Below are 23,223 nucleotides of genomic sequence, written 5' to 3'. Positions count from 1 at the left end.
CAGAGAACTCGATAACTCTTCGCACGGCGGTCGCCTGTTCCCGGCTAGGACAGCAGTGAGCGGATCGCCCGCAGGGCCTCCGGGATCGCGTGCACCAGCGCCGACGACGAGGTCGGGGCGTTCTGGGCCGCGATCGCGCCCGCCAGCGAGTGCACGTGGGCGGCCATCGCCGCCGCCAGCCAGGGGTCCAGGCCCGCCGCCAGCAGGGAGCCCAGCAGGCCCGACAGCACGTCACCCGAGCCCGGCGTCGCGAGCCACGCGCCGCGCGGGGTGTTGACCGCCGCGCGGCCGTCCGGGGCCGCCACCACCGTCACGTGCCCCTTCAACAACACCACCGCGTTGTACTTCTTCGCCGCTTCACGCGCGGCCGTCACGCGGTCCGGGCCCGGCTTGCGGCCCATCAGGCGCTCGTACTCCCCCGCGTGCGGGGTCAGGACCAGCGGGGTGTCCGGGTCGCGGGCGTCGAGGACCTCCGGGGACTTCGCGATGATCGTCGTGGCGTCGGCGTCCGCGCAGACGGGAAGGCCCTGGCCGAGGACGTACCGGACGACGTCGCGGCCCTCCGAGCCCGTGCCGATGCCCGGCCCGACCGCCCAGGCCTGCACGCGGCCGGCGTCCGCGACCGTGCCCGTCGCGATGACCTCCGGCCACTGCGCCCGGACGACGTCCGCCGCGTGGCCCGCGTAGCGGACCATCCCGGCCGTCGCGCGCACCGCCGCGCCCGCGGTCAGCACCGCGGCGCCCGGATACGTCGCCGAGCCCGCCGCAACGCCCACGACGCCCTGGCTGTACTTGTCGTCAAGCGGTCCCGGCACCGGCCAGGCCGCGGCGACGTCGACGATGTCGAGCCGCTGGAGGTCGGGGTCCGTCAGCTCGAGGCCGATGTCGACGAGCACGACCTCGCCGCACCACGACGGCGCGAGCGCGTGCACCGGCTTGAGCGCGCCGAAGGTGACCGTGCGGGTCGCGCGCACCGCCGGGCCGTCGACGGCGCCGGTGTCCGGGTCGACGCCACTGGGCAGGTCGACCGCGACGATCGGCGCCTCGACCAGGGAAACCAGCCGCGCCGCCGCCGGCCGCAGCGATCCCGACGCCGAGATCCCGACGATCCCGTCGACCACGACGTCCGCCCGCGCGATCCACTGTGGACCGTCCTCGGCGGACACGACACGGCCCCCGGCCCGGCGCAACGCCGCGAGCCCGGCCTCGTGCGCGCGGGAACCCAGCAGGACGGCCGTGACAGCGACTCCGCGGCGGCGCAAGAAAGCCCCGGCCCACAGGGCGTCGCCGCCGTTGTCACCCGAGCCGACCAGCAGCACCACCCGGCGGCCGGACACCGTGCCGGTGTGCTCGGCGAGCACGTCCGCGATCTGCACCGCCAGCCCGAACGACGCGCGCCGCATCAGCTCGCCCTCGGGCGTGACGGCGAACGCCCGCCCCTCCGCCTCGCGAATCCGTTCCGTGGTCCAGATTCCCTGCACGGCGAAGGCCTCCCGCTATTCGACGGTGACAGACTTCGCCAGGTTACGCGGCTTGTCGACGTCGTACCCGCGAGTGCGGGCGATCTCCGCGGCCAGCACCTGCAGCGGCACGGTGGACACCAGCGGCTGCAGCAGCGTCGGGACCGCCGGGACCTCGATCAGCTCGTCCGCGAACGGCCGGACCGTCTCGTCACCCTCTTCGGCGATCACGATCGTGCGGGCGCCACGCGCCTGGATCTCGCTGATGTTCGACACCAGCTTCGAGTGCAGCACCGCGCGGCCCTTCGGCGAGGGCATCACGACGACGACCGGCAGGCCGTCCTCGATCAGCGCGATCGGGCCGTGCTTGAGCTCGCCGGCCGCGAAGCCCTCGGCGTGCATGTATGCGAGCTCCTTGAGCTTCAGCGCGCCCTCGAGGGCGACCGGGAACCCGACGTGACGGCCGAGGAACAGCACCGCCTTCGAGTCGGCGATCCGGCGGCCGAGGTCCCGCACCTGGTCCACAGTGGACAGCACCTTCTGGACGGCCGCGGGCATGGCCTCCAGCTCGGCGAACTCCCGGGCCACCTCGTCCGGGTACTTGGTGCCGCGGGCCTGCGCCAGCGCCAGGCCGACCAGGTAGTTGGCCGCGATCTGGGCGAGGAACGCCTTCGTCGAGGCGACACCGATCTCGGGGCCGGCGTGGGTGTAGAGCACGGCGTCCGACTCGCGCGGGATCTGCGCGCCGTTGGTGTTGCAGACGGCCAGCACGCGCGCCTTCTGCTCGCGCGCGTGGCGCACGGCCTCCAGCGTGTCCGCCGTCTCGCCGGACTGCGACACGGCGACGACCAGCGTCGCGCGGTCGAGGACCGGGTCGCGGTAGCGGAACTCGCTGGCCAGCTCGACCTCCACCGGGAGGCGGCACCAGTGCTCGATGGCGTACTTGGCGACGAGGCCGGAGTGGTAGGCCGACCCGCAGGCGACGACGAAGACCTTGTCGACGTCCCGCAGGTCCTGGTCGGAGATGCGCTGCTCGTCGAGAATGATCCGGCCGTTGTCGAAGTGCCCGCGAAGGGTGTTCGCCAGCGCCTCCGGCTGCTCCTCGATCTCCTTGAGCATGAAGTACTCGTGGCCGCCCTTCTCGGCGGCCGAGAGGTCCCAGTCCACGGTGAACGGCTTCGCCTGGGCGGCGTCGCCGTGGAAGTCGGTGACCTCGTAACCCTCGCGCGTGATCACGACGAGCTGGTCCTGGCCCAGCTCGACGGCCTCGCGGGTGTGCTCGATGAACGCCGAGACGTCGGAGGCGACGAAGTGCTCACCCTCGCCGACGCCGACGACCAGCGGCGACGACCGGCGGGCGGCGACGATGGTGCCCGAGTGGTCGGCGTGCGTCACGACCAGCGTGAACGCGCCTTCGAGGCGGCGGCAGACGGCGGCGACGGAGGCCGCGAAGTCCCCGGCGGTCTCGCCACCGGTGTACGCGCGGGCGATGAGGTGCGCGGCGGTCTCGCTGTCGGTGTCGCTGGCCATCTCGACGCCGTCGGCTTCCAGCTCGGCGCGGAGGGCGGCGAAGTTCTCGATGATGCCGTTGTGCACGACCGCGACGCGCCCGGTGGTGTCGCGGTGCGGGTGCGAGTTGCGGTCCACCGGGGCACCGTGGGTGGCCCAGCGGGTGTGGCCCATGCCGGCGGTGCCGGCGAAGTGGTCCCGGCCGACCTTGTCGAGCTCGGCCTCCAGGTTGGCCAGCCGGCCCGCCTTGCGCTCGACGTTCAGCGCGCCGGCGCCGTCGAGGACCGCGACACCGGCCGAGTCGTAACCGCGGTACTCCATGCGCCGGAGCCCACCGAGAACGACGTCCAGGGCCGGGCGGTGCCCGACATATCCCACGATTCCACACACGCGCACCAGCCTAACGAGGGACATTCAGCCGATCGACGGGGCACGCGAACCGCTCCCGACCTGCAAGAACGTCGCCGAACATGGTCCGGACCAATCGAAATAGGGTGACGTACGCTGCGTAAGCACCCGCTCCCGCTCCGCGCTTCCAGGACGGGCGGTTCGAGGGGCGCCGGGGCGGCGGGCGAGCCGGGGAGGGGTGCGGGCAGTAGGGTTCCGGCCATGGCCAGCAAGCCCAAGCAGCTGCTCGCGGAGCTGAAGCACCCGGGTCCGCACGAGGTCCTTCGCGGCAACCTCGCCCTGGTCGGCCTGCCGGGCGTGGTGTTCACGCCCCGCGCCGGCCTGGGCCTGCCCGCCGTCGCCTTCGGGCACGGCTGGCTGCAGCCGCCCGACCGGTACCGCCAGCTGCTGCACCACCTCGCCAGCTGGGGCATCGTCGCCGCGGCGCCGGCCACCCAGCGCGGGCCGCTGCCGTCGCACCGGCTGCTCGCCGCGGACCTGCTGACCACCCTCGACGTCATCACGACCGTGCGGCTCGGCCCGGACGGCATCAGCGTCGACCCGGCGAAGCTCGGGCTCGCCGGGCACTCCGCCGGCGGCGGTTCGGCGGTGCTGGCCGCGGCGCAGGACGCGCAGGCCGAAAACCCGCGGATCCGCGCGGTCGCCACCATCACGGCCGCCCAGACGCTCCCGCCGGCGAGCGAGGCCGCGCGCGCCATCACCGTCCCGGGCCTGCACCTGGCCGCCGAAGACGACCTGGTCGCGCCGTCCGTCGGGCACGCACAGGCGATCGCGGACAACTGGGGCGGCGACGACGTCCAGCTGCGCACGCTCGGCAAGGCCTCGCACCTGGGTGTGACGGAAGGCCGCCACTGGTCGCAGCTGATCATGCACGGCAAGCCGCACCGCGGAACGCAGCAGCTCACCCGCGCGCTGTTCACGGCGTTCTTCCTGACCCACCTGACCGGCACCGACAAGTACCGGCCCCTGCTGGAGGCGGACATCAAGCGCGCGACCATCGAACGCGAGGACGAACCGGCTCACTAGACCCGACGCGAAAAGGGGGCCCGGCGAGTGCCGGGCCCCCTTTTCGCGGTTCGGAACGGCCAGCTGGACGATCCCGCCCGCTGCCACGAGAAACGACCCGGTAGCACCGGGCCCTTTCGCAGACCGGACCCGGCCAGCTCGTGCTCCGGCAGCCGAATCGACATACGCCCCACCTGGCCGATCCCGCCCGCTGACGCGGAAGGGCCGGGCCCTTTCGCAGGCCGGCACAGCCGGCTCGCTCTTCGACGGCGAATTCCCCGCTGACGCAAAGAAAGGGCCCGGCGAGTGCCGGGCCCCTTTCTCAGCAGCGAACCTCAGACCAGCCAGCTCGTGCTGGAGAAGTCGTCCTCGTCCTCGACCGGGCGGGCGTGCCGTCCGCGCGGGCGCTGGGGCTCGGGCTCCGCGGCGGGCGGCTCCGGCGACGGCAGCGGCACCGGCTCGGGGCGTGGCTCCGCCGCGGACGGGGCCTGGTAGGCCGGGAAGCTGTTCGTCGGCGTCGAGTCCTCGTCCTCGGCGCCGAACTGCATCAGCGACTCGCGGCCCTTGTCGGCCAGGGTCTTCTCCGTCGCCCAGCCGCCCGCGCTCTGCTTGCGCTTGTTGAGCTCATCCATGTGCTCGGCGTACTTCTGCGCGGCACCCAGCTCGGTCTTCAGGCCCTCACGCGCCTGCGCCGCGGCCTCCGCGACGCGCCGTTCCCGCAGCCCCCGCTGCTCGTCCTGCTCGCGCGCCGCGGCGTCCATCGTGGAGATCGCCGCACGGTACCTCTCTTCGGCGCTGGTCATCGCCCCTCCTCAACCCTCACCCGAAAGCCCCCACACGAAAGCCCTCACCGGTCGTACCGGATCGAGCGCTCACCCTCGTCGTCCAGCGAGCCGCTGATCCGGCCCTTCGCGCCGCTCGTTTCGAAGACGCCGCCCTCGACGCGGTACTGGCTGGGCCCGCGCTGCTGGTCACCGCCGCCACCACCGGGCGCGCCGCCCATGCCGCCCATCATCCCGCCCATGCCACCCATGCCGCTCATGCCACTGGCCGAGCCGCTCGCGGCCGCCTGGTGCATGCCGGGGTCGACCGGCGTCGCGCCGAGCCCGCCCCCGTCGGACGAGGGCAGCGACGCGTCGCTGCCCGTCTGGGCCCCCGGCTCCAGGGACACCGCGCCGGCGAAGTCGGCCGTCCGGCCGCCCGTGATGGCGGAGCCGAAGTCGCTCGCCCCGGCCGTGGTCGTCGAGTCGCCGCCGCCCCCGCCGACGCCCGCGTCGGCCGTGGCCAGCGCCGGTTCGGCCGTCGCGTCGGTGCCGAGGTCACCCGAGAAGTCCATGCCACCCGGCGCGCTGAACCCGCCACCGCCGCCGGAGGCCGCCGCCGCGCCCTGCGTCATGCCCGGGTCCGGGTTGGCCGGCGCCGGGTCCTTCGTCAGGGGCGACTCGGCGTCCGCGTCGTGCCGGACGGCGGAGGACGCACCATCGGAACCGGCGGTCGCACCGGTGCCGGACGCACCGGACGTGCCGGTGCCGTCGGCCTTGAGGTCGCCGGCCTTGGGGCCGTCCTTCGAGTCCAGGGTGTAGGTGGTCGGCTCGCCCTTGCCGTCGTCGACGGTGACGACCGTCGGACCGTCCGGCCCTTCCGGACGCTCGGCGGTGATCTTCAGGTTGCCGTCCTGGATGTGGATCTTGCCGTCCGGACCCGGCTTGTAGCTGCCGTCGGCCGACGGCTGCCCGTCCTTGCCGGCCTGGCTGCCCTGCGGCCCGAACGAGGCGTCCTTGCCGTCAGCGCCCTTGCCGTCGGCCCCCTTGGCGTCGGCCTTGTCGTCGTCGCCCCAGTCGAGGGGGTAGTCCTTCTTGTGGCCTTGGCCGTCGTCGACCGTGATGTCCATCTTGCCCTGCTTGTCGGGCTCGGACATCTCGATCGTGTTGTCGCCCTTCTTGACCGACACGGTCTCCGTGTCGTCGGCGTCCTTGATGGCCTCGCCGGTCTTCGGGTCGATCGGGTACGGCTCGCCGGTCGACGGGTCGACCTCGAGGGGCTTGCCGGTGACCGGGTTCGTGCCGGCGCCGTCCGGCTTGGGCGTGGCGTCCTCCGGCTTCGGCGGCTCACTCGCGGACGGCGTCGTGGCGCCGCCACCGCCACCCGTCGGGCCGCCACCACCGCCCGCCGGGCCGCCACCGCCACCCGTGGGGCCACCGCCACCTGCGGGGCCACCGCCACCGCCGGTGTTGCTGTTCTTGCCCCCGCCGCCGGTCGTGGTGTCCTTGCCGCCGTCACCGGTGCCGGTGCCCTTGGCCTCGGTCAGCTGGTTGGTGTAGCCGGACATGTACTGGTCGAGCGCGCCCCACTGCTGGTCGATCGTGTCCTTGGCGGACTTGCAGGAGCCGTTGAACGCGTTGATCAGGCTCTGGTACTCGGTGGTGAACGCGCCGTCGCGCCAGTAGCGGCAGACCTGGCGGCCGTAGTCCTTGTTCTCGTCGTTGAAGCCGCAGTCGTCGTTCTGCAGCCGCTCGGCGAGGTTCGTCTGGTTGCCGTTCTGCGCGTTGACGGCGTCGACCCAGCCGGCGACCTTCATGAAGTCGTCGAACTCTTCGGTCTCGCCGTTCGCGATCTTGAGGACGTCGCGGGCCATGGTGATGTCGGCCTGGGCGATCGTCGTGCGGTGCAGCGCGAGGACCTCGTCGACCTTCTTCTTGACCGCGTCGAAGACGCGGCCCACGGTCTCCGGGATCAGCTTCGCGGCGCCGTCGATCTGCTGGGAGAGCTCCTTGGCGTGCGGCTTGAGCGTCTCGTCGTACTTGATCTCCGCCGCGTTGGCGCCCTTGCCCTTCCACTCGCCGAAGAGGGTCTGGAGCTCGGTGTCGCTCTTGGAGAGCGTGTCCTCGACGACCTTGTGCGCCTTGCCCAGGTCGTCGGCGTCGGTGAGGAACTTCTGGTACTGGATCCCGCGGTTCTCGTGGAACTTGTCCTTGAGGTCCTTCTGCGGGTCGAGCTGGCCGGTGCCGCCCTTGATCTTGTTCCAGATGTCGGTGGTCCACAGCACGAGGAAGTCGACCGTGACGTTGCCCTGGTCGAGCTGCTCGTCGGAGCTCCTCGCGCCCGCGTTGAGGGTCGGCTTCGCGATTCCGTCGAGGTTCTTCTTCGCCTGGTTCTTGCGATCGGTCTGGGCCTGCTGTTCCTTGCCCTTGGCCTGCGATTCCTGCTGGGCTTCCTTCAGCCGGTCGTCGACCTCGCCGTCCGAACCGGTGGGATAAAGCGGCGTGGTGGCCCAGTTCCGGTCGGAATACCCGTCGATGTATTCCTTGGCGTACTTTTCTTCCTCGTCGTTGAAGTTCCAGGTGTCCTTGTCGTACGCCTCCATGAGCGCCGACTTCTTTTCCATGGAGACGTTCGGGTCGTCGAGGACCTTCTTGATGTCAGCCCATTCGGCCATTACCTGCTCCCCGCCGCGTTGGCCTGCGCACCCGCGTCCGCTTCCTGCGCGGTGTACTTCCCGCCGGCGGTGCCGATGCCGCTGCTTAGGTTCATCAGCGCGTTCGACAGCCCGGTCATACCCGCGCCGATTTCGTCGATCCCGGCTTTGTACTTGCCGAAACCCTCCTGGTGGACGCGGCCGAAGTCCGCGGCGACGATCGCCGTCGGCGCGACTTTCTTGGCTTCGCCCGCCGGGTCGTCGGCGACGTCGTTGAGGCGGACCTGCGCCCGCGTCATCGCCTCCGAACTCGCGGTATAACCGTCTGGCATGGTGGCTGCCCCCTTCGATCCCACAGTCCCTGGCACCTGTTCGGAGACTGTGACGCGCCCGGACGCCGATCGGTGCCGTCGCAGATGCACACAGAGTCTAGCGTTCGGCCGCGTGGCCAGCCGGGACTTCGGAAAAGTGCACTCCGGGGGTCAGCCGGCGGCGCGCTGGGCCTCGACGGCTTCCGAAATGACCTCGGCGACCCCGCGGACGTCGACCAGCCGGTCGAGCTCGTCCAAATCGACGGAGACGCCGTAGCGGACCTCGACGCGCGAAAGGAGCTGGATCCGCTGCCGGGACGTCAGGCCGATGTCGTCGAACGGCGTCGCGTCGCCGAGCTGTTCCGGCGGGATCTCCAGCGCGGAGCAGACGATCTTCCGGATCTCGTCGGCGTAGGCACCCGGGTCAGTCATGGTGCCCATTCTCGCCCCACCAGCGGTCGCGGGCCGCGGCGCGGGACACCTTGCCGCTGGACGTCCGCGGCACCGCGCCCGGCCGGACCAGCCACAGGCCGCGCAGCGGCAGGTCGTGGCCCGCCGACACCGCGCGGCGGACGGCGGTGGCCACGGACTCGTCGTGGTCCGCGGCGCCGACGACCGCCGCCACGCCCTCGCCGCGCCCGTCCCGCACCGCGAACGCCGCGACCCGGCCCGCCCGGACGGCGGGGTGCGCGGCCTCGATCGTGGCCTCGATGTCCTGCGGGTGGTGGTTGCGGCCGTCGACGATGATCAGGTCCTTCAACCGCCCGGTGACGTAGAGCTGACCGTCGTGGAAGAAGCCGAGGTCGCCCGTGCGCAGCCAGCCGTCCCCGGTGAAGGCGTCGCCGCGGTCCGGACGTCCCCAGTAGCCGTCGGCGACGTTGGGCCCCGACACCCAGATCTCCTTGTCGACAATCTGGACGCGCTGACCGTACGGCCGTCCCGACGACACCAGGGCCTCGCCGTCGAACGCCGTGACCGTCGGGCCCTCGTCCCCCGCGCTGGCGACGAACACCGTCGCCTCCGCCAGCCCGTAACACGGCTTCTGCGCCGCGCGCGGCAGCCCGAACGGCGCGAACGCCCGGTCGAACGCCTCCACGGTGGCCGCGCGGACCGGCTCGCTGCCGTTCAGCACCGAGTTCACCTGCGACAGGTCGACGTCCTCGAGGTCACCGGCGGCTTCGGCGGCCAGGTCGAAGGCGAAGTTCGGCGCGGCCGTGATCGCGCCCGGGTGCCCGGCGAGCAGCCGGATCCAGCGGAGCGGGTCGCGCACGAACTCCATCGGCGTGAAGAACACCGAGCGCGCGCCCAGGAAGACCGGGGTGCCGATGAGCAGGACCAAACCCATGTCGTGGAAGAACGGCACCCAGCCGGCGAGCGGGGTCGACGCGTCGGCGTGGTAGCAGTCCGTCGTCTGCCAGCAGCTGGCCACGAGCGCGCGGTGCGAGATCACCGCGCCGGCCGGGCGGCTCGTCGAGCCCGAGGTGTACTGCAGGTAGGCGGGGTCGGTCATGGCGACCGCGGCGGGCGGCTCGGTGTCGTCGGACGCGATGTCGTCGACCGCCAGCAGGACCTCCGGCCGGGAAGCCAGGCTGTCCAGGAAGTCCTTCGAGGTCAGGATGACCGATGGTGTGGCGTCGGCGAGGGCCGACTCGAGCCGGGCGCGGTGCGTGCGCCCGGTCGGCACGGACAGCGGCACCGCGACGAGCCCCGCGTACAGCGTCCCGAGGAAACCCACGACGTACCCGAGGTCCTGGCGGGCGACGATCGCCACCCGATCGCCCGGCCGGGTGACGCGGCGCAGCTCGCGGGCGACCCCGCGGACCCGGGCGAGCACCTGCGGCCACGTCAGGGTGTGGTCGGTGTGGTTGCCGGGGCCCGGGAAGACCCGGCAGGTGAACGCAGGCCGGTCTTCGGCGGCGTTGCGGACCAGGAGGTCCGTGAGCGGCGTGGTGAGGACCTCTTCCGGGACGTCTGCGGGCGGCACGGCCTCATCCTGCCCTACCGTCTGCAGGCGATGGACGAGTTCGAACGACACGGGATCGCGGTGGTCGAGGGCCGTGACGCCGCCGCGCGAGCCCTGCGGTCGGCGGAGCTGACGTCGGATCCCGGCGCCGGCTCACCCAGCGTGCTGCTGCGCGATGGTGAAGGTCACACCCGGGTGCGCGGGGTGCTGCGGGAGATCATCACCCGGCTGGAGCCGTTCCCGGATTCGGTGCGCACGGAGATCGAGGCGGTCGTCGGCGGGCTGGGGACGTCGTTCGACCTGGTGCGCGACTTCGCGCGGCCGGTCGCGGGCCTGGTGACCGCCGCGGTGCTGGGCGTGCCGCTCGACGACGTCTTCCTGGACCACCTGGAGCGGACGACGGCCAACCTCGATGTCTTCGGCGGCACGGACCGCGCGGCCCAGTCGTCGGCGTTCCGGCTGTCGGTGCAGCTCAGCCGGGCTGCGGCCGAGCCGGGCAGCGGCCTGGCGGCGTTGCGCGCGGCACACGCGGAGGGCCGGCTCGACGACGACGAGCTGGCGATCAACCCGGTGGTGCTGGCGCACGCGGCGTACGAGAACTCACTGAACTTCCTGGCGTCCGCCGGGCTGGCCCTGGCCTCGGGCTCCGCGCAGGCAAGCGTGCGTGAGCTGGCGGCGGAAATCTGCCCGGCCCGGTACGTGCTGCGCTTCGGCGCCGCAGGCCCGGTCGCGATCTCGCTGGCCGACGGCCTCCCGTTCGGCCTCGGCAGGCACGCCTGCCCGGGGTCGGGAGTGGCGCTGGCCGAAGGCGAGATCGCGCTGCGGGCGCTGTCGCGGTTCCTGGCGGGCGGGTGCCAGGTCGGCGAAGTCCGGTGGAAGACCCACCCGGTGTTTCGCGGCCTGGCCTCGGCGCGAGTCGTCGTGAGTGAGAAACAGGGTTAGAACACTGTTTCTCACTCACGAGGGGCCGCGGCAGGCTACGAAACGGCCGAGACCACTCCGGCCAGGCGGTCGGCCGCGGCCTGGGCGGTGGCCTGGGCCGGGGCCTCGACCATCACGCGGACCAGCTGCTCGGTGCCGGACGGGCGCAGCAGCACCCGGCCCTCCTCGCCCAGCTCGGCTTCGACCGCGCCGACCGCGTCACGGACCTCGGTCGAGCCCGCGACCGCCGCCTTGTCGGCGACCGGGACGTTCACCAGCACCTGCGGCAGGCGGTTCATCACGGCGGCCAGGTCGGCGAGGGACTTGCCCGTCTCGGCCATGCGGCTCATCAGGCGCAGCGCCGTCAGCAGGCCGTCACCCGTGGTGGCGTGCGCCGGGAGCACGACGTGGCCGGACTGCTCGCCGCCGAGGGCGAAGCCGCTGGAACGCAGCTCCTCCAGGACGTAGCGGTCGCCGACCGCGGTGGTGACCACGGTGATGCCGTGGGCGCGCATCGCCAGGTGCAGGCCGAGGTTGCTCATCACGGTCGCGACCAGCGTGTCCTTGGCCAGCTCACCGGACTCGGCCAGCGCGAGCGCCAGCACCGCCATGATCTGGTCACCGTCGATCAGCTCGCCGGCGGAGTCGACGGCCACGCAGCGGTCGGCGTCACCGTCGTGCGCGATGCCGAGGTCGGCGCCGTGCTTGACGACCGCCTCGCGCAGCCGCTCCGGGTGGTTGGAGCCGCAGTGCTCGTTGATGTTGACGCCGTCGGGCTCCGCGTACAGCGCGACGACCTCGGCGCCGGCGCGGCGGTAGATCTCCGGCGCGGCGGCGGACGACGCGCCGTTGGCGCAGTCGACGACGACCTTCAGGCCGTCGAGCGAGTGCGGCGTCACCGCGAGCAGGTGCTCGGCGTAGCGGTCGAGCGCGTCCTCGACGTCCGTGACACGTCCCACACCGGCACCGGTCGGGCGGACGGCGTTCGAGGCCAGGCCGGCTTCGATCTCGTCCTCGATGCCGTCGGGGAGCTTGTGCCCGCCCGCGGCGAAGAGCTTGATGCCGTTGTCGGGCATCGGGTTGTGCGACGCGGAGATCATCACGCCCAGATCGGCCTCGAGCGAGCCGACCAGGTAGGCGACGGCCGGGGTCGGCAGGACGCCGACCCGGCGGACGTCCGCCCCGGCGGAGGTGAGCCCGGCCACGACGGCGGCTTCGAGCATCTCACCGCTGGCCCGCGGGTCCCGGCCGACGACCGCGACCGGCCGGTGCGAGCGGTCGTGGGCGGCGAGCACCCGGGCGGCACTGGCCGCCAGCGCCAGGGCCAGCTCCGGCGTCAGCTCGGCGTTGGCCAGACCACGTACCCCGTCGGTACCGAACAGGCGTGCCATCGATCGACCTCCTCAGAGTGGCTGCGACAGCGCAACCACCACGACAACCTAGCGACCGTCCCCGGGCGCTCTCCCCCACCCCCGAATGTCGCTCCGAGCTCTGAAAATGCGACATCGGCCTGAAGAAACGCCGAAGCGCCCATCCGTTGGACGGATGGGCGCTCCGGTGGGTTGCGCCAGAGGCGCGATCAGCGCTTGCTGTACTGCGGGGCCTTACGGGCCTTCTTGAGGCCGTACTTCTTCCGCTCCGTGGCGCGCGCGTCACGGGTCAGGAAGCCGGCCTTCTTGAGGGCCGGGCGGTCGTCCGGGTCGACCTCGATGAGCGCACGGGCGATCGCCAGGCGCAGCGCGCCCGCCTGACCCGAGACGCCGCCACCGTGCAGGTTGGCGAAGATGTCGAACGCATCCGGCTTCTCGACCAGGACCAGCGGGTCACGGATGAGCTGCTGGTGCACCTTGTTCGGGAAGTACTGCTCGAGGGTGCGGCCGTTGAGCTTGAACTCGCCGGTGCCCGGGACGACACGCACGCGAACGACGGCCTCCTTGCGGCGGCCGACGGTCTGGGCGTTGCCGCCCGCGGCCCGCGACGGGCGCGGGGCGGTGGCGGACTCGCTGGTCGCCACCGGGGTCTCGCTCGTCGCAACCGGCGTCTCGCTGGTGGCGGCGGGAGCCTCGGCAGGGGTCTCGCTGGTCTCGACGGCGCCGGTCTCGGTCGCCTCGGTCGTGACCTCGGCGGTCTCGGGCTCGGTGCTGGTCACAGACTGTTCCTCACTCACTGCGCGACCTGCGCGATCTTGGTGATCTCGCGCGCCTGCGGCTGCTGCGCGGCGTGCGGGTGCTCCGGGCCGGCGTAGACCTTCAGCTTCTTGGCCTGGGCGCGGCCGAGCTTGTTCTTGGGCAGCATGCCCTTGACGACCTTCTCGAGAAGGTGCTCGGGCTTGCTGTCGAGCAGCTCACCGAAGGACCGCTTCCGCAGGCCGCCGGGGTAACCGCTGTGCCGGTACGCGAACTTCTGCTCGCGCTTGTTTCCGGTGAGCGCGACCTTCTCGGCGTTGACGATGATGACGAAGTCACCGGTGTCCACGTGCGGGGCGTAGGTCGGCTTGTGCTTGCCGCGCAGCAGCGTGGCGACCTCGGTCGCGAGCCGGCCGAGCACGACATCCTCGGCGTCGATCACGTGCCAGGCACGAGTGACGTCGCCGGGCTTGGGGCTGTACGTGGGCAAGGGTCTACCTCGTCGTCAACATTGCGTGTGGGTTCTGTGCGGGCCTAGCGCGCTGATGCGCCGCAACGCACAACGACATATGAAGATACCCCCACGCTCGCCGCAGCCACGCATCGGGGGTGGGTGGAAGCGCCGGTACAGGTCCGGCTGGTGCGGACTCTACCCGGTTTTCGGGCCGAAGTACCTGCACGTGCGGCCTCGACACGCGAGGATGAGACGATCCGGGCGGCCGGCGCACCGGCACAGTCGAGCAGGGGACGGCGATGAGCAAACGACCGACGGCGATCTTCGTCCTGGGTGCCCTCCTGGTGCTCGTCAGCGCGTGCGGCCAGGCCAAGGCGGGCACGCCGCTGCCGAAGGGCGACGACGCGGCGGACTACGTCGGCGGCAAGTTCGAGCAGATCATCGGCAAGCTCGAGGACAGCATCACCGACACGCGCGACATCACCAACTCGCTGGACGCCTACTTCAAGTTCGACGACAAGTGGGTCCACAGCGGCGTGACGTCGGCCCGCACCGGCACCCCGGAGAGCCGGGCCGTGCGGCACCGCTCGCTGAAGAACCCCGACGAGATCATCGACACGTACACCCCGGCCGACGGCGCCGTCGAGTACACCTACCTCGGCCCGATGTACGTGCAGAAGGGCGTCTCGCCGACGGCGTGGGTGTCGATGCCGAAGCCCGAGACCGGCCTGGTCGTGCCCTGCGCCTGGGGCGGCGTGCTGACCCCGTGCCGGATGGCCGACTCGACGGTGGACGCCTACAAGGCCGACAAGCGCGCGGTCCGCGGGGCGAAGAGCCTCGGCGACGGCCGGACGGCGCTGACCGTCAACGTGCCGTTCGACGTCTTCGTCAAGAACAAGGTCGAGATCCTGCCGCCCAGCATCACCAGCCAGGTCGGGCCGGAACTGAAGAAGGCCATGGTGCCGACCACCATCACGCTGAACCCGGACGGCAGCCTGGTTTCGTTCGTCATGGAGGCCAAGTTCGGCGGCGACGGCCACCAGGTCGAGCTCAAGTACGAGTTCAAGTTCACCGGCAAGGCGAGCCTGCAGGACATGCCGCGGGTGCCCGACGCGTCGCAGATCACCGTGCTGCCCGACCGGGCGGCGATGGACGAGTTCTACCGCCGGCTCGGCGAAGCGCAGGGCAGCTGACCCATGGCCGTTCCCCACCGCCCGACCCGAGGTGATCTCCGATGACCCAGCCGCCCGAGCCGCAGCCGCAGTGGTGGCAGCCGCCGGCCAGCCCGCAGGCCCCCGGCACCCCGCCGGCGTGGCAGCCGGAGCAGCAGGCGACCGGCCCGCACCCCGGGCAGTGGCAGCAGAACGACGGCCAGGGCGCGGCCACCGGGTCCTACACCGGCCAGTGGTCCCCGCAGCAGCAACAACAGCAGCAGCCCGGCACGAGCGGGTCGTTCTCCGGGCCGTGGCCAGGACAGCAGCCTCCCGCGGCCCCGTGGCAGCAGCAGCCGCAGCCGGGTACTCCCAGTGGCGGCCGGCCCGCGCAGCAGCAGCCCCCGCAGCAGTTCGGCGGCGGGTTCCAGCCGGCGCAGTACGGCGGCCTCGGCGCGTTCGCCACGGCGCCCGAGAAGAAGCCGAAGTCGAAAAAGCCCTTGCTCATCGGCGGAATCGCCGTCCTGGTGCTCGTGCTCGGCGGCGGCGCCGCGTGGCTGCTCGGCGCGTTCCGCGGTGACGTCCTGGACCAGGAGTCCCTTCAGGACGGTGTGGTCAAGGTCCTCAACGAGAACTACGGCGAGCCGGACGTCAAGGACGCGCAGTGCCCGTCGAACGAAGCCGCGCAGAACGGCACCACGTTCGACTGCACCGTGAAGATCGGCGGCCAGGCGAAGAAGGTCACCGTGCGGGTGCTCAACGACCGTCCCGAGTACGAGGTCGGCGCCCCGCACTGAGTTTTTCCTTACCCGCGAACGGAAAACGGCGGGCCCCGCACCGAAGTGCGGGCCCGCCGTGGTTTCCGGGACTACCGGCTCAGAACAGGCCTTCGACGGCGCTGTCGGTCTGCTGGTAGCCGTCGGCGATCTGCGGCAGGGCGGCGGCGATCTGCGCCAGAACGTTCTTCAGGTCCTCGAACTTCTGGTCCCAGGTGCGCTGGGCCTGGTCGTACTGCTCCTTGGCGGAACCGGTCCAGGTGGTGATCAGCGGCTTGAGGTCGTCCTTCAGACGGTCGAACGCCTGCTGCAGCTCGCCACCGGTCTGCTGGCAGTCGTCCGCGGCCGCGCGGATGGTGGAGTAATTGACGAGAATGCCGGGACCATCAGACATGGTTCACTCCTCTTGTGCTCAAGAATTCTGGGTGAATGAAAGGAAAAGACGAGGGGTGGAGATCAGCCGAGCGCGTCGAAGCCGCGGTTGACGGCGCCGAGGATCTCCTGCTGCTGCTGCTCGGACTTCTCGTACTTCGAGCCCGCCTCGCGGAGCAGTTCCGCGATCTTCTGGAGGGCCTGGTTCATCTGACGAGCGTCGTCGTCGAAGCGCGCCATGACGTTGTCGAACGCCTTCTGGGCGTCGCCCTGCCAGCCGGCGCGGGTGGCCTCGATGCGGTCGCGCAGCGTGGACAGGTTGGCGTCCATGCCCGCGCGAACCTCGGTGACCCTGCCCTCGGCGTCGGTGAACTGGGCAACTGTCCCTGTGAATCCGGATCCAGCCATGGTTGGAACCCCCTTCTGAAGAGTGGTTGTCCGTACGAAGCTCGTTCGTTTGTACGGCCCTACGACGCAGACATTGCCATGCCCGGTTCCCCCTTGTCGTGCTTTGCCAGCAAGTAGTTGCTTGCGTGAACGCTCCACTTGGGAACCGATCGCCGCCCGTTGCGGCGGATCGCCCCGATCCGGCGACGCCTCACCCGGAAACGTGTTCTCCACCAGCGGGGTTAGCACACGCACAGCGAGCGCGCTGCGAACTCACTGATCGCGTTTCATGATTCGCATCTGGGAAAAGTCTTCGTCGTCTTCACTCGTTCGAGCGGCACGAGCGGGAGATTGCGAAAGCGAAGGAACCGAATCGGCCGGATCGGGAACCGCCGGGAGCGACAACCCGCGGGCGCGGCGGAACCGCTCGGCGGCCGCGCGCAGCGTGCCGGGCGTCGGATCCCCGGACTTCGCACCGCGTCCCGTTCGCTTCAGCAATTCGACGTTTTCGCTGTGGTGGCGCCGGCTGCGCGCCTTCGCGTTCCCGGCGACGCGCCGGGCGTGCGTCACCGCGTCCTGGCCGATCCGGCGGAAGGACGACGCGGCACTTTCGAATTCTTCGGACGGCACCGCGTGCCCGCCTCTCAGTTGAGGATTTCGACCGTGCGCACGGCCTGCGTGCAGGCGGCGGAGACCCGGTCCCGCAACTCGGCCTTCGCGTACTGGCAGCCGACGTGGACCCGGATCCGGCCCTTCGCCACGACGTACCAGTCGACCTGGAGGTCGGGCCGGTCCTTCTTGACCTCGTGGTAGCCGATCACGGTCCGGCCCGCGTAGGACAGGGCCGGGTTGAACGCACTGTACTGGTCCGGGTGCAGGTCCGCGCCGCCCCTGAGGAAGTCCACGAGCTTCTGCGGGTCCGCGGTGGCGTCGTAGTCCATGACGAACTCCTGCGCGACGAGCAGGTCGTTGCCGTCCGCCGACTCCTGGGGGTGGACGACGACCTGGCGGTCGGCGACCCGGTCGTCGGTCTGCACCCAGTCGTTCGGTGCGACGAACTTGAAGTCGTACTGCGAGAGCGTGCGACCGGTCTCGGCCTGGGTGTCGTCACGGGAGAACAGGAGCACCCCGCCGACGACGAGCGCGGCCACGACGACCACCGCGACGGCCACGACGCCCCACAGCTTCTTGCGGTTCTTCGCGGGCGGCTCGGGCGCGGACGCGCCACCGGGACGGGCCGCCGGCGGGCCACCAGGGCCGCCCTGGGCGGCCTGGCCCGCCGCCGGCGTCCACGGGCGGGCCACCGGCTGGCCGTGGGGCGGCGAGGGCGGCGGCCCGGGGCGGTTCGCGTTCGGCGGGCTGAACGACGGGGGTGGCGTGCGCGGCGGGGCCGGACGCGGGGCGACGTCGCCGGGACGGACGACCTCGGTGCGCTGGGCCGCCGGGCTCTGCGCGCCGCCCGGCACCGCGCCCATCCGGGCCATCGCCTCGCCGGGCAGGGCACCGGTGCGGTCCGGGTCGACCAGGACCGCGCGCAGCGCGCCCCGCGCGACCACCGTCTCCGGCTGGTCGAGGCTCGTCGGCACGACACCGGTGCGCTCGTGCACCAGCCGGGAGATCATCGGGATCCGGCTCGACCCGCCGACCAGGAAGATCGCGGTGAGCTGCTTCGGGCGCAGGCCGGCGTCGCCGATCGCGGCGACGGTCAGCTCCACCGCGCGGCCCAGGGGCGCCGCGATCAGCCGCTCGAGGTCCTCGCGGGTGACGTGCGCGTCGGCGAACGGCGGCGGCATCGGCACGTCCGTGTAGGCGTGCCGGGACAGGGTTTCCTTCGCACCGCGGACGTCCTGGCGCAGGACGCGGCGGCGACGGCGGTCGACCATCTCGCGGCCTTCGACGAGCTGGCGCCAGGCGTCCTGCTCCGCACCCGCGACGAGCTCGCCGACGTGCTCCAGCAGCGCCTGGTCGATGTCCGCGCCGCCGAAGGCGGGGTCGCCCCGGGTGGCGAGGACCTGGAAGCCGCCGCGTTGCGGGCGGCCGGCCCGGTCCCGCGCGGTCTCCGGTGGGAGCCGGCGGACGACGCTGACGTCGACCGTGCCGCCCCCGAGGTCCAGCACCGCCAGCGCGTCACCAGGACGGCCGCTGAACTCCACGGTGCGGTCGTTGGTCACGTCCTGCGGCGCGAACGTCGCGGCGTGGTAGACCGCCGCCGCGACCGGCTCGGGCACCAGCGCGACCTCGCGCGCCAGCCCACCCGCGGCCTGGCGCAGCAGCCGGGTGCGGATGGCGCCCCAGTCCGCGGGGTGGGTCAGCACCAGCAGGTCGACCTCGGCCTCACCGGCCAGGCGCCGCGCTTCGGCGACCGCCCGGCCCAGCACGGCGTGCACGACGTCGGTGACGCGCAGGACGCTGTCGCCGAGCAGCAGCTCACCCTCGTCGATCCGGCGCTTGGGGTTCGGCTCGTAGCGCGACGGGTCGACCGCCGCCTGCCGCTCGGCCTCCTGGCCGACGAACAGCGTGCCGTCCGCCGCCGCGAACACCGCCGAGGACATCAGCGGCTGGCCGTCGATCACCACGACCTGCGGGTCGCGCCCGTTCACCGAGGCGACGACGCAGGTGCTCGACGTCCCGAAGTCCACCGCAACCCGGACCGTCACCAGCAACTCCCGCAGTATTCGTCGCGATCCCCCGCGCCACCGCGGCCGAGCCGGCGGGGCGCACCCTCGGGGAGGAACCTACCCTCCGCCGCCGTGCGCCCCGCCGCACTGTTCCCGATCCGGCCAAAAGCAGGCCGCCGCCCCCGGAGGACGCAACCGTTCCACGAAACCCTTCGGCCGTGGCTGTGGCCGGATCGGGAACCAACGGCACTGTTCAGTCGGGCTGGATCCACGAGACCTGGACCAGCTGCTTGCCGGCCTTGCGGGTCAGCAGGTTGCCCCGGCCCGGCGGCATCGTACTGGCCTTGATGTTGCCGACCAGGGCGCCTTCGTCCCGCGAACCGTTCATCACCATGCCCGGCGCCGCGATCTCCTTCAGCTTGCCGATGATCGGGTCGTACATCGCCTTCGACGCACCACCCGTGCGGCGCACGACCACCAGGTGCAGGCCGACATCCTTGGCCTGGGGCAGGAAGTCGGAGATCTTCCGCAGCGGGTTGTTCGTCGAGGTCGCCACCAGGTCGTAGTCGTCGACCAGGATGAACAGCTCCGGGCCCTTCCACCACGACCGCGTCTTCAGCTGCTCCTGCGTCACATCCGGGCCGGGCAGACGGCGCGTCATCGAGTTGAAGACGTCGTTGACCATGCTCTCCAGCTGCGCCGCCGACACCGCATACCCGAGCAGCGAGTCGCCCTGGACGAAACCGAGCATCGTGCGCCGGTAGTCGACCAGCAGGATCAGCGCTTCCTTCGCGGTGAACCGCTCGGAAATACCCCGCGCGATCTGCCGGAGCAGGTTCGTCTTGCCCGACTCGCCGTCGGCGAACGCGTAGAAGTGCGGCTCGGCGTTGAAGTCCAGGTAGATCGGCTGCAGGTCCTCTTCGTTGACCCCGATCGGGATCAGCTTGGAGTCGCGGTGCTGATCGAGCTTGAGCACCTCTTCGTAGGTGATCATCTCCGGCAGCAGCCGGACCTGCGGCGCCACCCGGCCGCGCCAGGCGGCCCGGATCTTCGCCACCGCGTCCGCCACACCCGAGGCGATGGTCTCCGGGTCGCTGGACCCGTCGATCCGCGGCAGGCCGCCGAGCATGTGCAGCTTCTCCCGCGTCAACCCGCGCCCCGGCCGCCCGGTCGGGATGTTCACCGCCACCCGGCGGTCGATGTCCGACTCCGTCGGGTCACCCAGGCGCAGCTCGAACCGGGTACCGATCATGTCCTTGATCGCCGGGCGGATGTCCGCCCACCGGTTCGCGGCGATGAACACGTGCACCCCGTAGGACAGACCCTGCGTGGCCAGCCGCGTGATCGCGGTCTCGAGCTCCTCGAAGTCGTCCCGCAGGGCTCGCCAATTGTCGACGATCAGGAACGCGTCACCGAACGGGTCCTGCTCCGGCCGGATCTCCCCACGGCGCTTGCGGTTGCGGAACTCGGTCATCGAGTCGATACCCAGCGCCCCGAACCGGCCCTCCCGCTCGGTCAGCAGGGTAGTCAGCTCGGCCACGATCCGGCGGGCCTTGTCCGGCTCGCGCCGGGCCACGGCCACGCCGCCGACGTGCGGCAGGTCGGCCAGACCGGCCAAGGTGCCACCACCGAGGTCGAGGCAGTAGAACTGCGCTTCCTCCGGCGTGTGGGTCAGGGCCATCGACATGATCAGCGTGCGGAGCATCGTCGACTTGCCCGACTGCGGACCGCCGACGATCACACCGTGGCCGGAGGCGCCGGAGAAGTCGGCCCAGAGCGGGTCACGGCGCTGCTCGTACGGCCGGTCGATGATGCCGAGGGGCACCTGCAGGCGGCCGTTGCCGAAGAAGCCGACCGGGGACAGACCACGGTCGTCGGTCGGGTTCAGGTTCGGCAGCAACGTGTCCAGCGAGTTCGGGTCCTTCAGCGGCGGCAGCCACACCTCGTGCGCCGGCGGGCCCTGCCCGATCAGCCGCGACACGATCACGTCCAGCTCGGACGGCTCGACCGCCTCCTCCGACTGCGGGGCCGCCGCCACCGGCGCCGCGTCCAGCAGCTCCGGTTCCGGTTCCTTAGGCAGCTCGACGAAGTCCGGGACGAACAGCTGCGGGCGCTTGTCGGCGCGGACCACCGTCGCGGCCGGGCCGGCGGCCTGGATGCCGGCCGGGCGGTAGGGGCCCGAGACGTAGGAGGCCTTGAACCGCACCAGGGTGGAGGTGTCGAACTTGAGGTAGCCACCACCGGGGACCGAGGGCAGCTCGAACGCGTCCGGCACGCCGATCGCGGCGCGGGATTCCGCGGCCGAGAACGTCTTCAGGCCGATCCGGTAGGACAGGTGCGAATCCAGGCCGCGCAGCTTGCCTTCCTCCAGGCGCTGGGAGGCGAGCAGCATGTGCATCTGCAGCGACCGGCCCAGCCGGCCGATCGCGACGAACAAGTCGATGAAGTCCGGCTTCGCGGCCAGCAGCTCGGAGAACTCGTCACAGACGATGAACAGGGCGGGCAGCGGGTCGAGGTCGGCGCCGTTCTCACGCGCTTTCTCGTACTCCCAGACGTTCTTGAAGTTACCGCCGTTCTTCAACGCTTCCTGCCGGCGGTTCATCTCCCCCGCCAGGGCGTCCTTCATCCGGTCGACCAGCGTGACCTCGTCGGCGAGGTTGGTGATGACCGCGGAGACGTGTGGGGCCTTGTCCAGGCCGAGGAAGGTCGCGCCACCCTTGAAGTCGACCAGGACGAAGTTGAGCGTGGACGACGAGTGCGTGGCGAGCATGCCCAGCACCAGGGTGCGGAGGAACTCCGACTTACCGGAACCGGTCGCGCCGATGCACAGGCCGTGCGGGCCCATGCCTTCGGCGGCGGCTTCCTTGATGTCGAGTTCGACGGGCTGGCCGTATTCGCCGACGCCGAACGGGACGCGGTAGCGGTCGCGGATCGGGCGGGGCCGCCACGCCTGCTGCACGTCGAAGGTCATCGGGTCGCCGGGAATGCCGAGCAGTTCCAGCAGCGACGGGTTGGACAGCAGCGGCTCTTCGTCGCTGACGTCCTGCCCCGCCGCACCACCGACGCGGTAGGGGGCGATCAGCCGGGCCAGCGATTCCGTCTCGACCACACTGAGGGTGTCGGGGCGGCCGAACCACTCGACGCCGCCGGCACTGCGCGCACCGAGCCGGTCGGCTTCCACGACCAGGCGCAGGCCGCGGCGGGCGGCCAGGTTGCCGATGGAGTCGGACAGGTCGATCAGGGTGACGCCGACCAGGCCCTCTTCGAGGATGATCTGCTCTTCGCGGGTCACCTCGGCGTCGTCGACGATGATCACGACGTGCGGCTGGTCCGGCGCCGGGGTGGCGTTGCGGGAGAACCGCTGACGGTCACGCAGTTCTTCGTCGAGCCAGTCCTCGATCTGGGCCAGCGAACCGGCCATCATGCGGAGCTGGCCGATGCCGTCGGACATGGTGGGGTGCTGGGCGTGGGGCAGCCACTTCGCCCACTCCCACTCCTCCTTCGCGCGGCCCGCGGTGGCGACCGCGACCAGCACGTCGTCGGGGCTGTGGAAGGTGACCATCTGCGCGAGCATCGCGCGGGTCAGGCCGCGGGTCAGCGCCCGGTCGCCCTGCATGCTCACCGCGGCGAACCCGCGCAGGGTGATCTGGGTGGGCAGGTCCGGCACGATCGAGTGCGCGCGCACGAACCGGCGCAGCGCGAGGGTGGCGATCGGCTCCAGCTCGTCGACCGGCCCGGTCTGCGGCGGGACCAGCCGCGTCGCGAGGCGGTGCGAGCTGCGCCCGACGCGCAGGTGCAGGAAGTCCTGGTCGTTCTGGCGGCGTTCCCACATCCGGCGGCTCGCCGCGAGTGACCAGAGGGACTGGGGGTCGGGGTGCACCCACTCGAGCGCGGCCCGCTGGTCGACCATCGCCTCACGGGCGCGGTCGCGCATCTGGCCCAGGTAACGCAGGTAGTCCTTGCGGTCTTCGTCCATCTCGGCGCGCTTGGCGCCGCCGCCCTTGCCACCGCCGCCGGCCATCATCCCGAGCGTGCCGACGACCATCATGCCGCCCATGGCCATCATCATCGGGTTCCGGTTGCTGGCCTGGAACATGAAGACCATCATCCCGAGCGACGCGACGATCATGACGATCGGCAGCGCCTTCATGACGATGTTGCCGGGGATGACCCGGGGCACCTCGGGCGGCGGCTCGAGGTGCACCTCGCCACCCGGCGGGCGCGGTGCCGCCAGCCGCGGCGACTTCTTGAACTGCAGCGTGCTCATCGAAGGACCCCTCATTCAAACTCGACGATGGCGGCCACCGTTTAGTGCGCAAGGTGCGCGGACCAACCTATCGAACGCCG

General features: G+C 71.5%; 19 protein-coding genes. 4 read left to right on the top strand and 15 right to left on the bottom strand.

Translation table 11 applies throughout. The annotated features are described in order from the left end of the window. Nucleotides 1–44: 44 nt before the first annotated feature. Both ACGFMK_RS05250 and glmS read right to left on the bottom strand, forming a co-directional pair. A complete protein-coding gene (locus tag ACGFMK_RS05250; protein ID WP_392758557.1) occupies nt 45–1,481 on the bottom strand; it encodes an NAD(P)H-hydrate dehydratase in 1,437 nt (478 codons plus the stop codon). Nucleotides 1,482–1,496: 15 nt separating this feature from the next. Further along, nucleotides 1,497–3,359 carry a glutamine--fructose-6-phosphate transaminase (isomerizing) gene (glmS, locus tag ACGFMK_RS05245; protein WP_392758555.1) on the bottom strand — a complete coding sequence of 621 codons (1,863 nt, stop codon included), beginning with the start codon at nt 3,357–3,359 and terminating at the stop codon, nt 1,497–1,499. A 219-nt stretch (nt 3,360–3,578) separates the two neighbouring features. Here glmS and ACGFMK_RS05240 point away from each other — a divergent pair, with 219 nt between their 5' ends. Then, nucleotides 3,579–4,403, top strand: coding sequence for a dienelactone hydrolase family protein (locus ACGFMK_RS05240; protein WP_392758554.1), 825 nt, complete (start codon nt 3,579–3,581; stop codon nt 4,401–4,403). A gap of 314 nt (nt 4,404–4,717) precedes the next feature. Here ACGFMK_RS05240 and ACGFMK_RS05235 read toward each other — a convergent pair whose 3' ends face one another. The 5 genes from ACGFMK_RS05235 to ACGFMK_RS05215 all read right to left on the bottom strand — a co-directional run bounded on the left by ACGFMK_RS05235 (nt 4,718) and on the right by ACGFMK_RS05215 (nt 10,092). Next, complete coding sequence (locus ACGFMK_RS05235; protein WP_392758552.1) at nt 4,718–5,185, bottom strand: hypothetical protein; 468 nt, start codon at nt 5,183–5,185, stop codon at nt 4,718–4,720. A gap of 44 nt (nt 5,186–5,229) precedes the next feature. Beyond that, nucleotides 5,230–7,818: a hypothetical protein gene (locus ACGFMK_RS05230; protein ID WP_392758550.1), complete on the bottom strand. Its 2,589-nt coding sequence runs from the start codon at nt 7,816–7,818 to the stop codon at nt 5,230–5,232. Continuing rightward, nucleotides 7,818–8,129 (bottom strand): hypothetical protein, encoded by a 312-nt coding sequence (locus ACGFMK_RS05225; RefSeq protein ID WP_392758548.1) that lies wholly within the window; start codon nt 8,127–8,129, stop codon nt 7,818–7,820. The genes ACGFMK_RS05230 and ACGFMK_RS05225 overlap by 1 nt, the downstream gene beginning before the upstream one ends. Nucleotides 8,130–8,279: 150 nt before the next feature. After that, on the bottom strand, nt 8,280–8,540 hold the full coding sequence (locus ACGFMK_RS05220; RefSeq protein ID WP_392758546.1) for an acyl carrier protein: 261 nt from the start codon (nt 8,538–8,540) through the stop codon (nt 8,280–8,282). Continuing rightward, entirely contained in the window at nt 8,533–10,092 is a 1,560-nt protein-coding gene (locus tag ACGFMK_RS05215) for a fatty acyl-AMP ligase (RefSeq protein WP_392758545.1), read from the bottom strand. Before ACGFMK_RS05215 ends, ACGFMK_RS05220 begins: the two co-directional genes overlap by 8 nt. A gap of 30 nt (nt 10,093–10,122) precedes the next feature. On the opposite strand from ACGFMK_RS05215, the gene ACGFMK_RS05210 reads away from it, so the two are divergent. Further along, nucleotides 10,123–11,013 (top strand): cytochrome P450, encoded by an 891-nt coding sequence (locus ACGFMK_RS05210; protein WP_392758543.1) that lies wholly within the window; start codon nt 10,123–10,125, stop codon nt 11,011–11,013. A gap of 35 nt (nt 11,014–11,048) precedes the next feature. Here the strand turns inward: ACGFMK_RS05210 and glmM are convergent, their stop codons facing one another. From glmM to rplM, 3 genes are all read right to left on the bottom strand, one after another. Next, nucleotides 11,049–12,383, bottom strand: a complete 1,335-nt coding sequence (glmM, locus tag ACGFMK_RS05205) for a phosphoglucosamine mutase (RefSeq protein ID WP_392758541.1) — start codon at nt 12,381–12,383, stop codon at nt 11,049–11,051. 188 nt (nt 12,384–12,571) lie between these two features. After that, a complete protein-coding gene (rpsI, locus tag ACGFMK_RS05200; protein WP_392758539.1) occupies nt 12,572–13,141 on the bottom strand; it encodes a 30S ribosomal protein S9 in 570 nt (189 codons plus the stop codon). 14 nt (nt 13,142–13,155) lie between these two features. Beyond that, the gene (gene rplM / locus ACGFMK_RS05195) at nt 13,156–13,608 is read right to left on the bottom strand and encodes a 50S ribosomal protein L13 (protein ID WP_323329550.1); all 453 of its coding nucleotides are present in this window, start codon (nt 13,606–13,608) and stop codon (nt 13,156–13,158) included. A gap of 263 nt (nt 13,609–13,871) precedes the next feature. Here rplM and ACGFMK_RS05190 point away from each other — a divergent pair, with 263 nt between their 5' ends. Beyond that, a complete protein-coding gene (locus tag ACGFMK_RS05190; RefSeq protein ID WP_392758538.1) occupies nt 13,872–14,765 on the top strand; it encodes a hypothetical protein in 894 nt (297 codons plus the stop codon). Between the two features lie 41 nt (nt 14,766–14,806). Further along, nucleotides 14,807–15,520 carry a DUF4333 domain-containing protein gene (locus tag ACGFMK_RS05185; protein WP_392758536.1) on the top strand — a complete coding sequence of 238 codons (714 nt, stop codon included), beginning with the start codon at nt 14,807–14,809 and terminating at the stop codon, nt 15,518–15,520. A 79-nt stretch (nt 15,521–15,599) separates the two neighbouring features. On the opposite strand, the gene ACGFMK_RS05180 is transcribed toward ACGFMK_RS05185, so the two are convergent. The 5 genes from ACGFMK_RS05180 to eccCa all read right to left on the bottom strand — a co-directional run bounded on the left by ACGFMK_RS05180 (nt 15,600) and on the right by eccCa (nt 23,143). After that, entirely contained in the window at nt 15,600–15,893 is a 294-nt protein-coding gene (locus ACGFMK_RS05180) for a WXG100 family type VII secretion target (protein ID WP_392758534.1), read from the bottom strand. 62 nt (nt 15,894–15,955) lie between these two features. After that, on the bottom strand, nt 15,956–16,279 hold the full coding sequence (locus ACGFMK_RS05175) for a WXG100 family type VII secretion target (RefSeq protein ID WP_392758532.1): 324 nt from the start codon (nt 16,277–16,279) through the stop codon (nt 15,956–15,958). A gap of 252 nt (nt 16,280–16,531) precedes the next feature. Beyond that, nucleotides 16,532–16,888: a hypothetical protein gene (locus ACGFMK_RS05170; protein WP_392758531.1), complete on the bottom strand. Its 357-nt coding sequence runs from the start codon at nt 16,886–16,888 to the stop codon at nt 16,532–16,534. Nucleotides 16,889–16,902: 14 nt separating this feature from the next. Further along, nucleotides 16,903–18,915: a type VII secretion-associated protein gene (locus ACGFMK_RS05165; protein WP_392758529.1), complete on the bottom strand. Its 2,013-nt coding sequence runs from the start codon at nt 18,913–18,915 to the stop codon at nt 16,903–16,905. A gap of 214 nt (nt 18,916–19,129) precedes the next feature. Further along, a complete protein-coding gene (gene eccCa, locus ACGFMK_RS05160; protein ID WP_392758528.1) occupies nt 19,130–23,143 on the bottom strand; it encodes a type VII secretion protein EccCa in 4,014 nt (1,337 codons plus the stop codon). Between the last annotated feature and the right edge of the window lie 80 nt (nt 23,144–23,223).

Source organism: Amycolatopsis sp. NPDC049252, from assembly GCF_043197175.1.
Lineage (GTDB): Bacteria > Actinomycetota > Actinomycetes > Mycobacteriales > Pseudonocardiaceae > Amycolatopsis.
The sequence above is the reverse complement of the archived record's forward strand: the minus strand, read 5'-3'. Positions and strand labels throughout refer to the sequence as shown.

What these genes read in the sequence shown, in the direction of transcription:
- ACGFMK_RS05240 (WP_392758554.1), top strand. Translation starts at nt 3,579, where the DNA reads ATGGCCAGCAAGCCCAAGCAGCTGCTCGCGGAGCTGAAGCACCCGGGT.
- ACGFMK_RS05235 (WP_392758552.1), bottom strand. Translation starts at nt 5,185, where the DNA reads ATGACCAGCGCCGAAGAGAGGTACCGTGCGGCGATCTCCACGATGGAC.
- ACGFMK_RS05230 (WP_392758550.1), bottom strand. Translation starts at nt 7,818, where the DNA reads ATGGCCGAATGGGCTGACATCAAGAAGGTCCTCGACGACCCGAACGTC.
- ACGFMK_RS05225 (WP_392758548.1), bottom strand. Translation starts at nt 8,129, where the DNA reads ATGCCAGACGGTTATACCGCGAGTTCGGAGGCGATGACGCGGGCGCAG.
- ACGFMK_RS05220 (WP_392758546.1), bottom strand. Translation starts at nt 8,540, where the DNA reads ATGACTGACCCGGGTGCCTACGCCGACGAGATCCGGAAGATCGTCTGC.
- ACGFMK_RS05210 (WP_392758543.1), top strand. Translation starts at nt 10,123, where the DNA reads ATGGACGAGTTCGAACGACACGGGATCGCGGTGGTCGAGGGCCGTGAC.
- glmM (WP_392758541.1), bottom strand. Translation starts at nt 12,383, where the DNA reads ATGGCACGCCTGTTCGGTACCGACGGGGTACGTGGTCTGGCCAACGCC.
- ACGFMK_RS05190 (WP_392758538.1), top strand. Translation starts at nt 13,872, where the DNA reads ATGAGCAAACGACCGACGGCGATCTTCGTCCTGGGTGCCCTCCTGGTG.
- ACGFMK_RS05185 (WP_392758536.1), top strand. Translation starts at nt 14,807, where the DNA reads ATGACCCAGCCGCCCGAGCCGCAGCCGCAGTGGTGGCAGCCGCCGGCC.
- ACGFMK_RS05180 (WP_392758534.1), bottom strand. Translation starts at nt 15,893, where the DNA reads ATGTCTGATGGTCCCGGCATTCTCGTCAATTACTCCACCATCCGCGCG.
- ACGFMK_RS05175 (WP_392758532.1), bottom strand. Translation starts at nt 16,279, where the DNA reads ATGGCTGGATCCGGATTCACAGGGACAGTTGCCCAGTTCACCGACGCC.
- eccCa (WP_392758528.1), bottom strand. Translation starts at nt 23,143, where the DNA reads ATGAGCACGCTGCAGTTCAAGAAGTCGCCGCGGCTGGCGGCACCGCGC.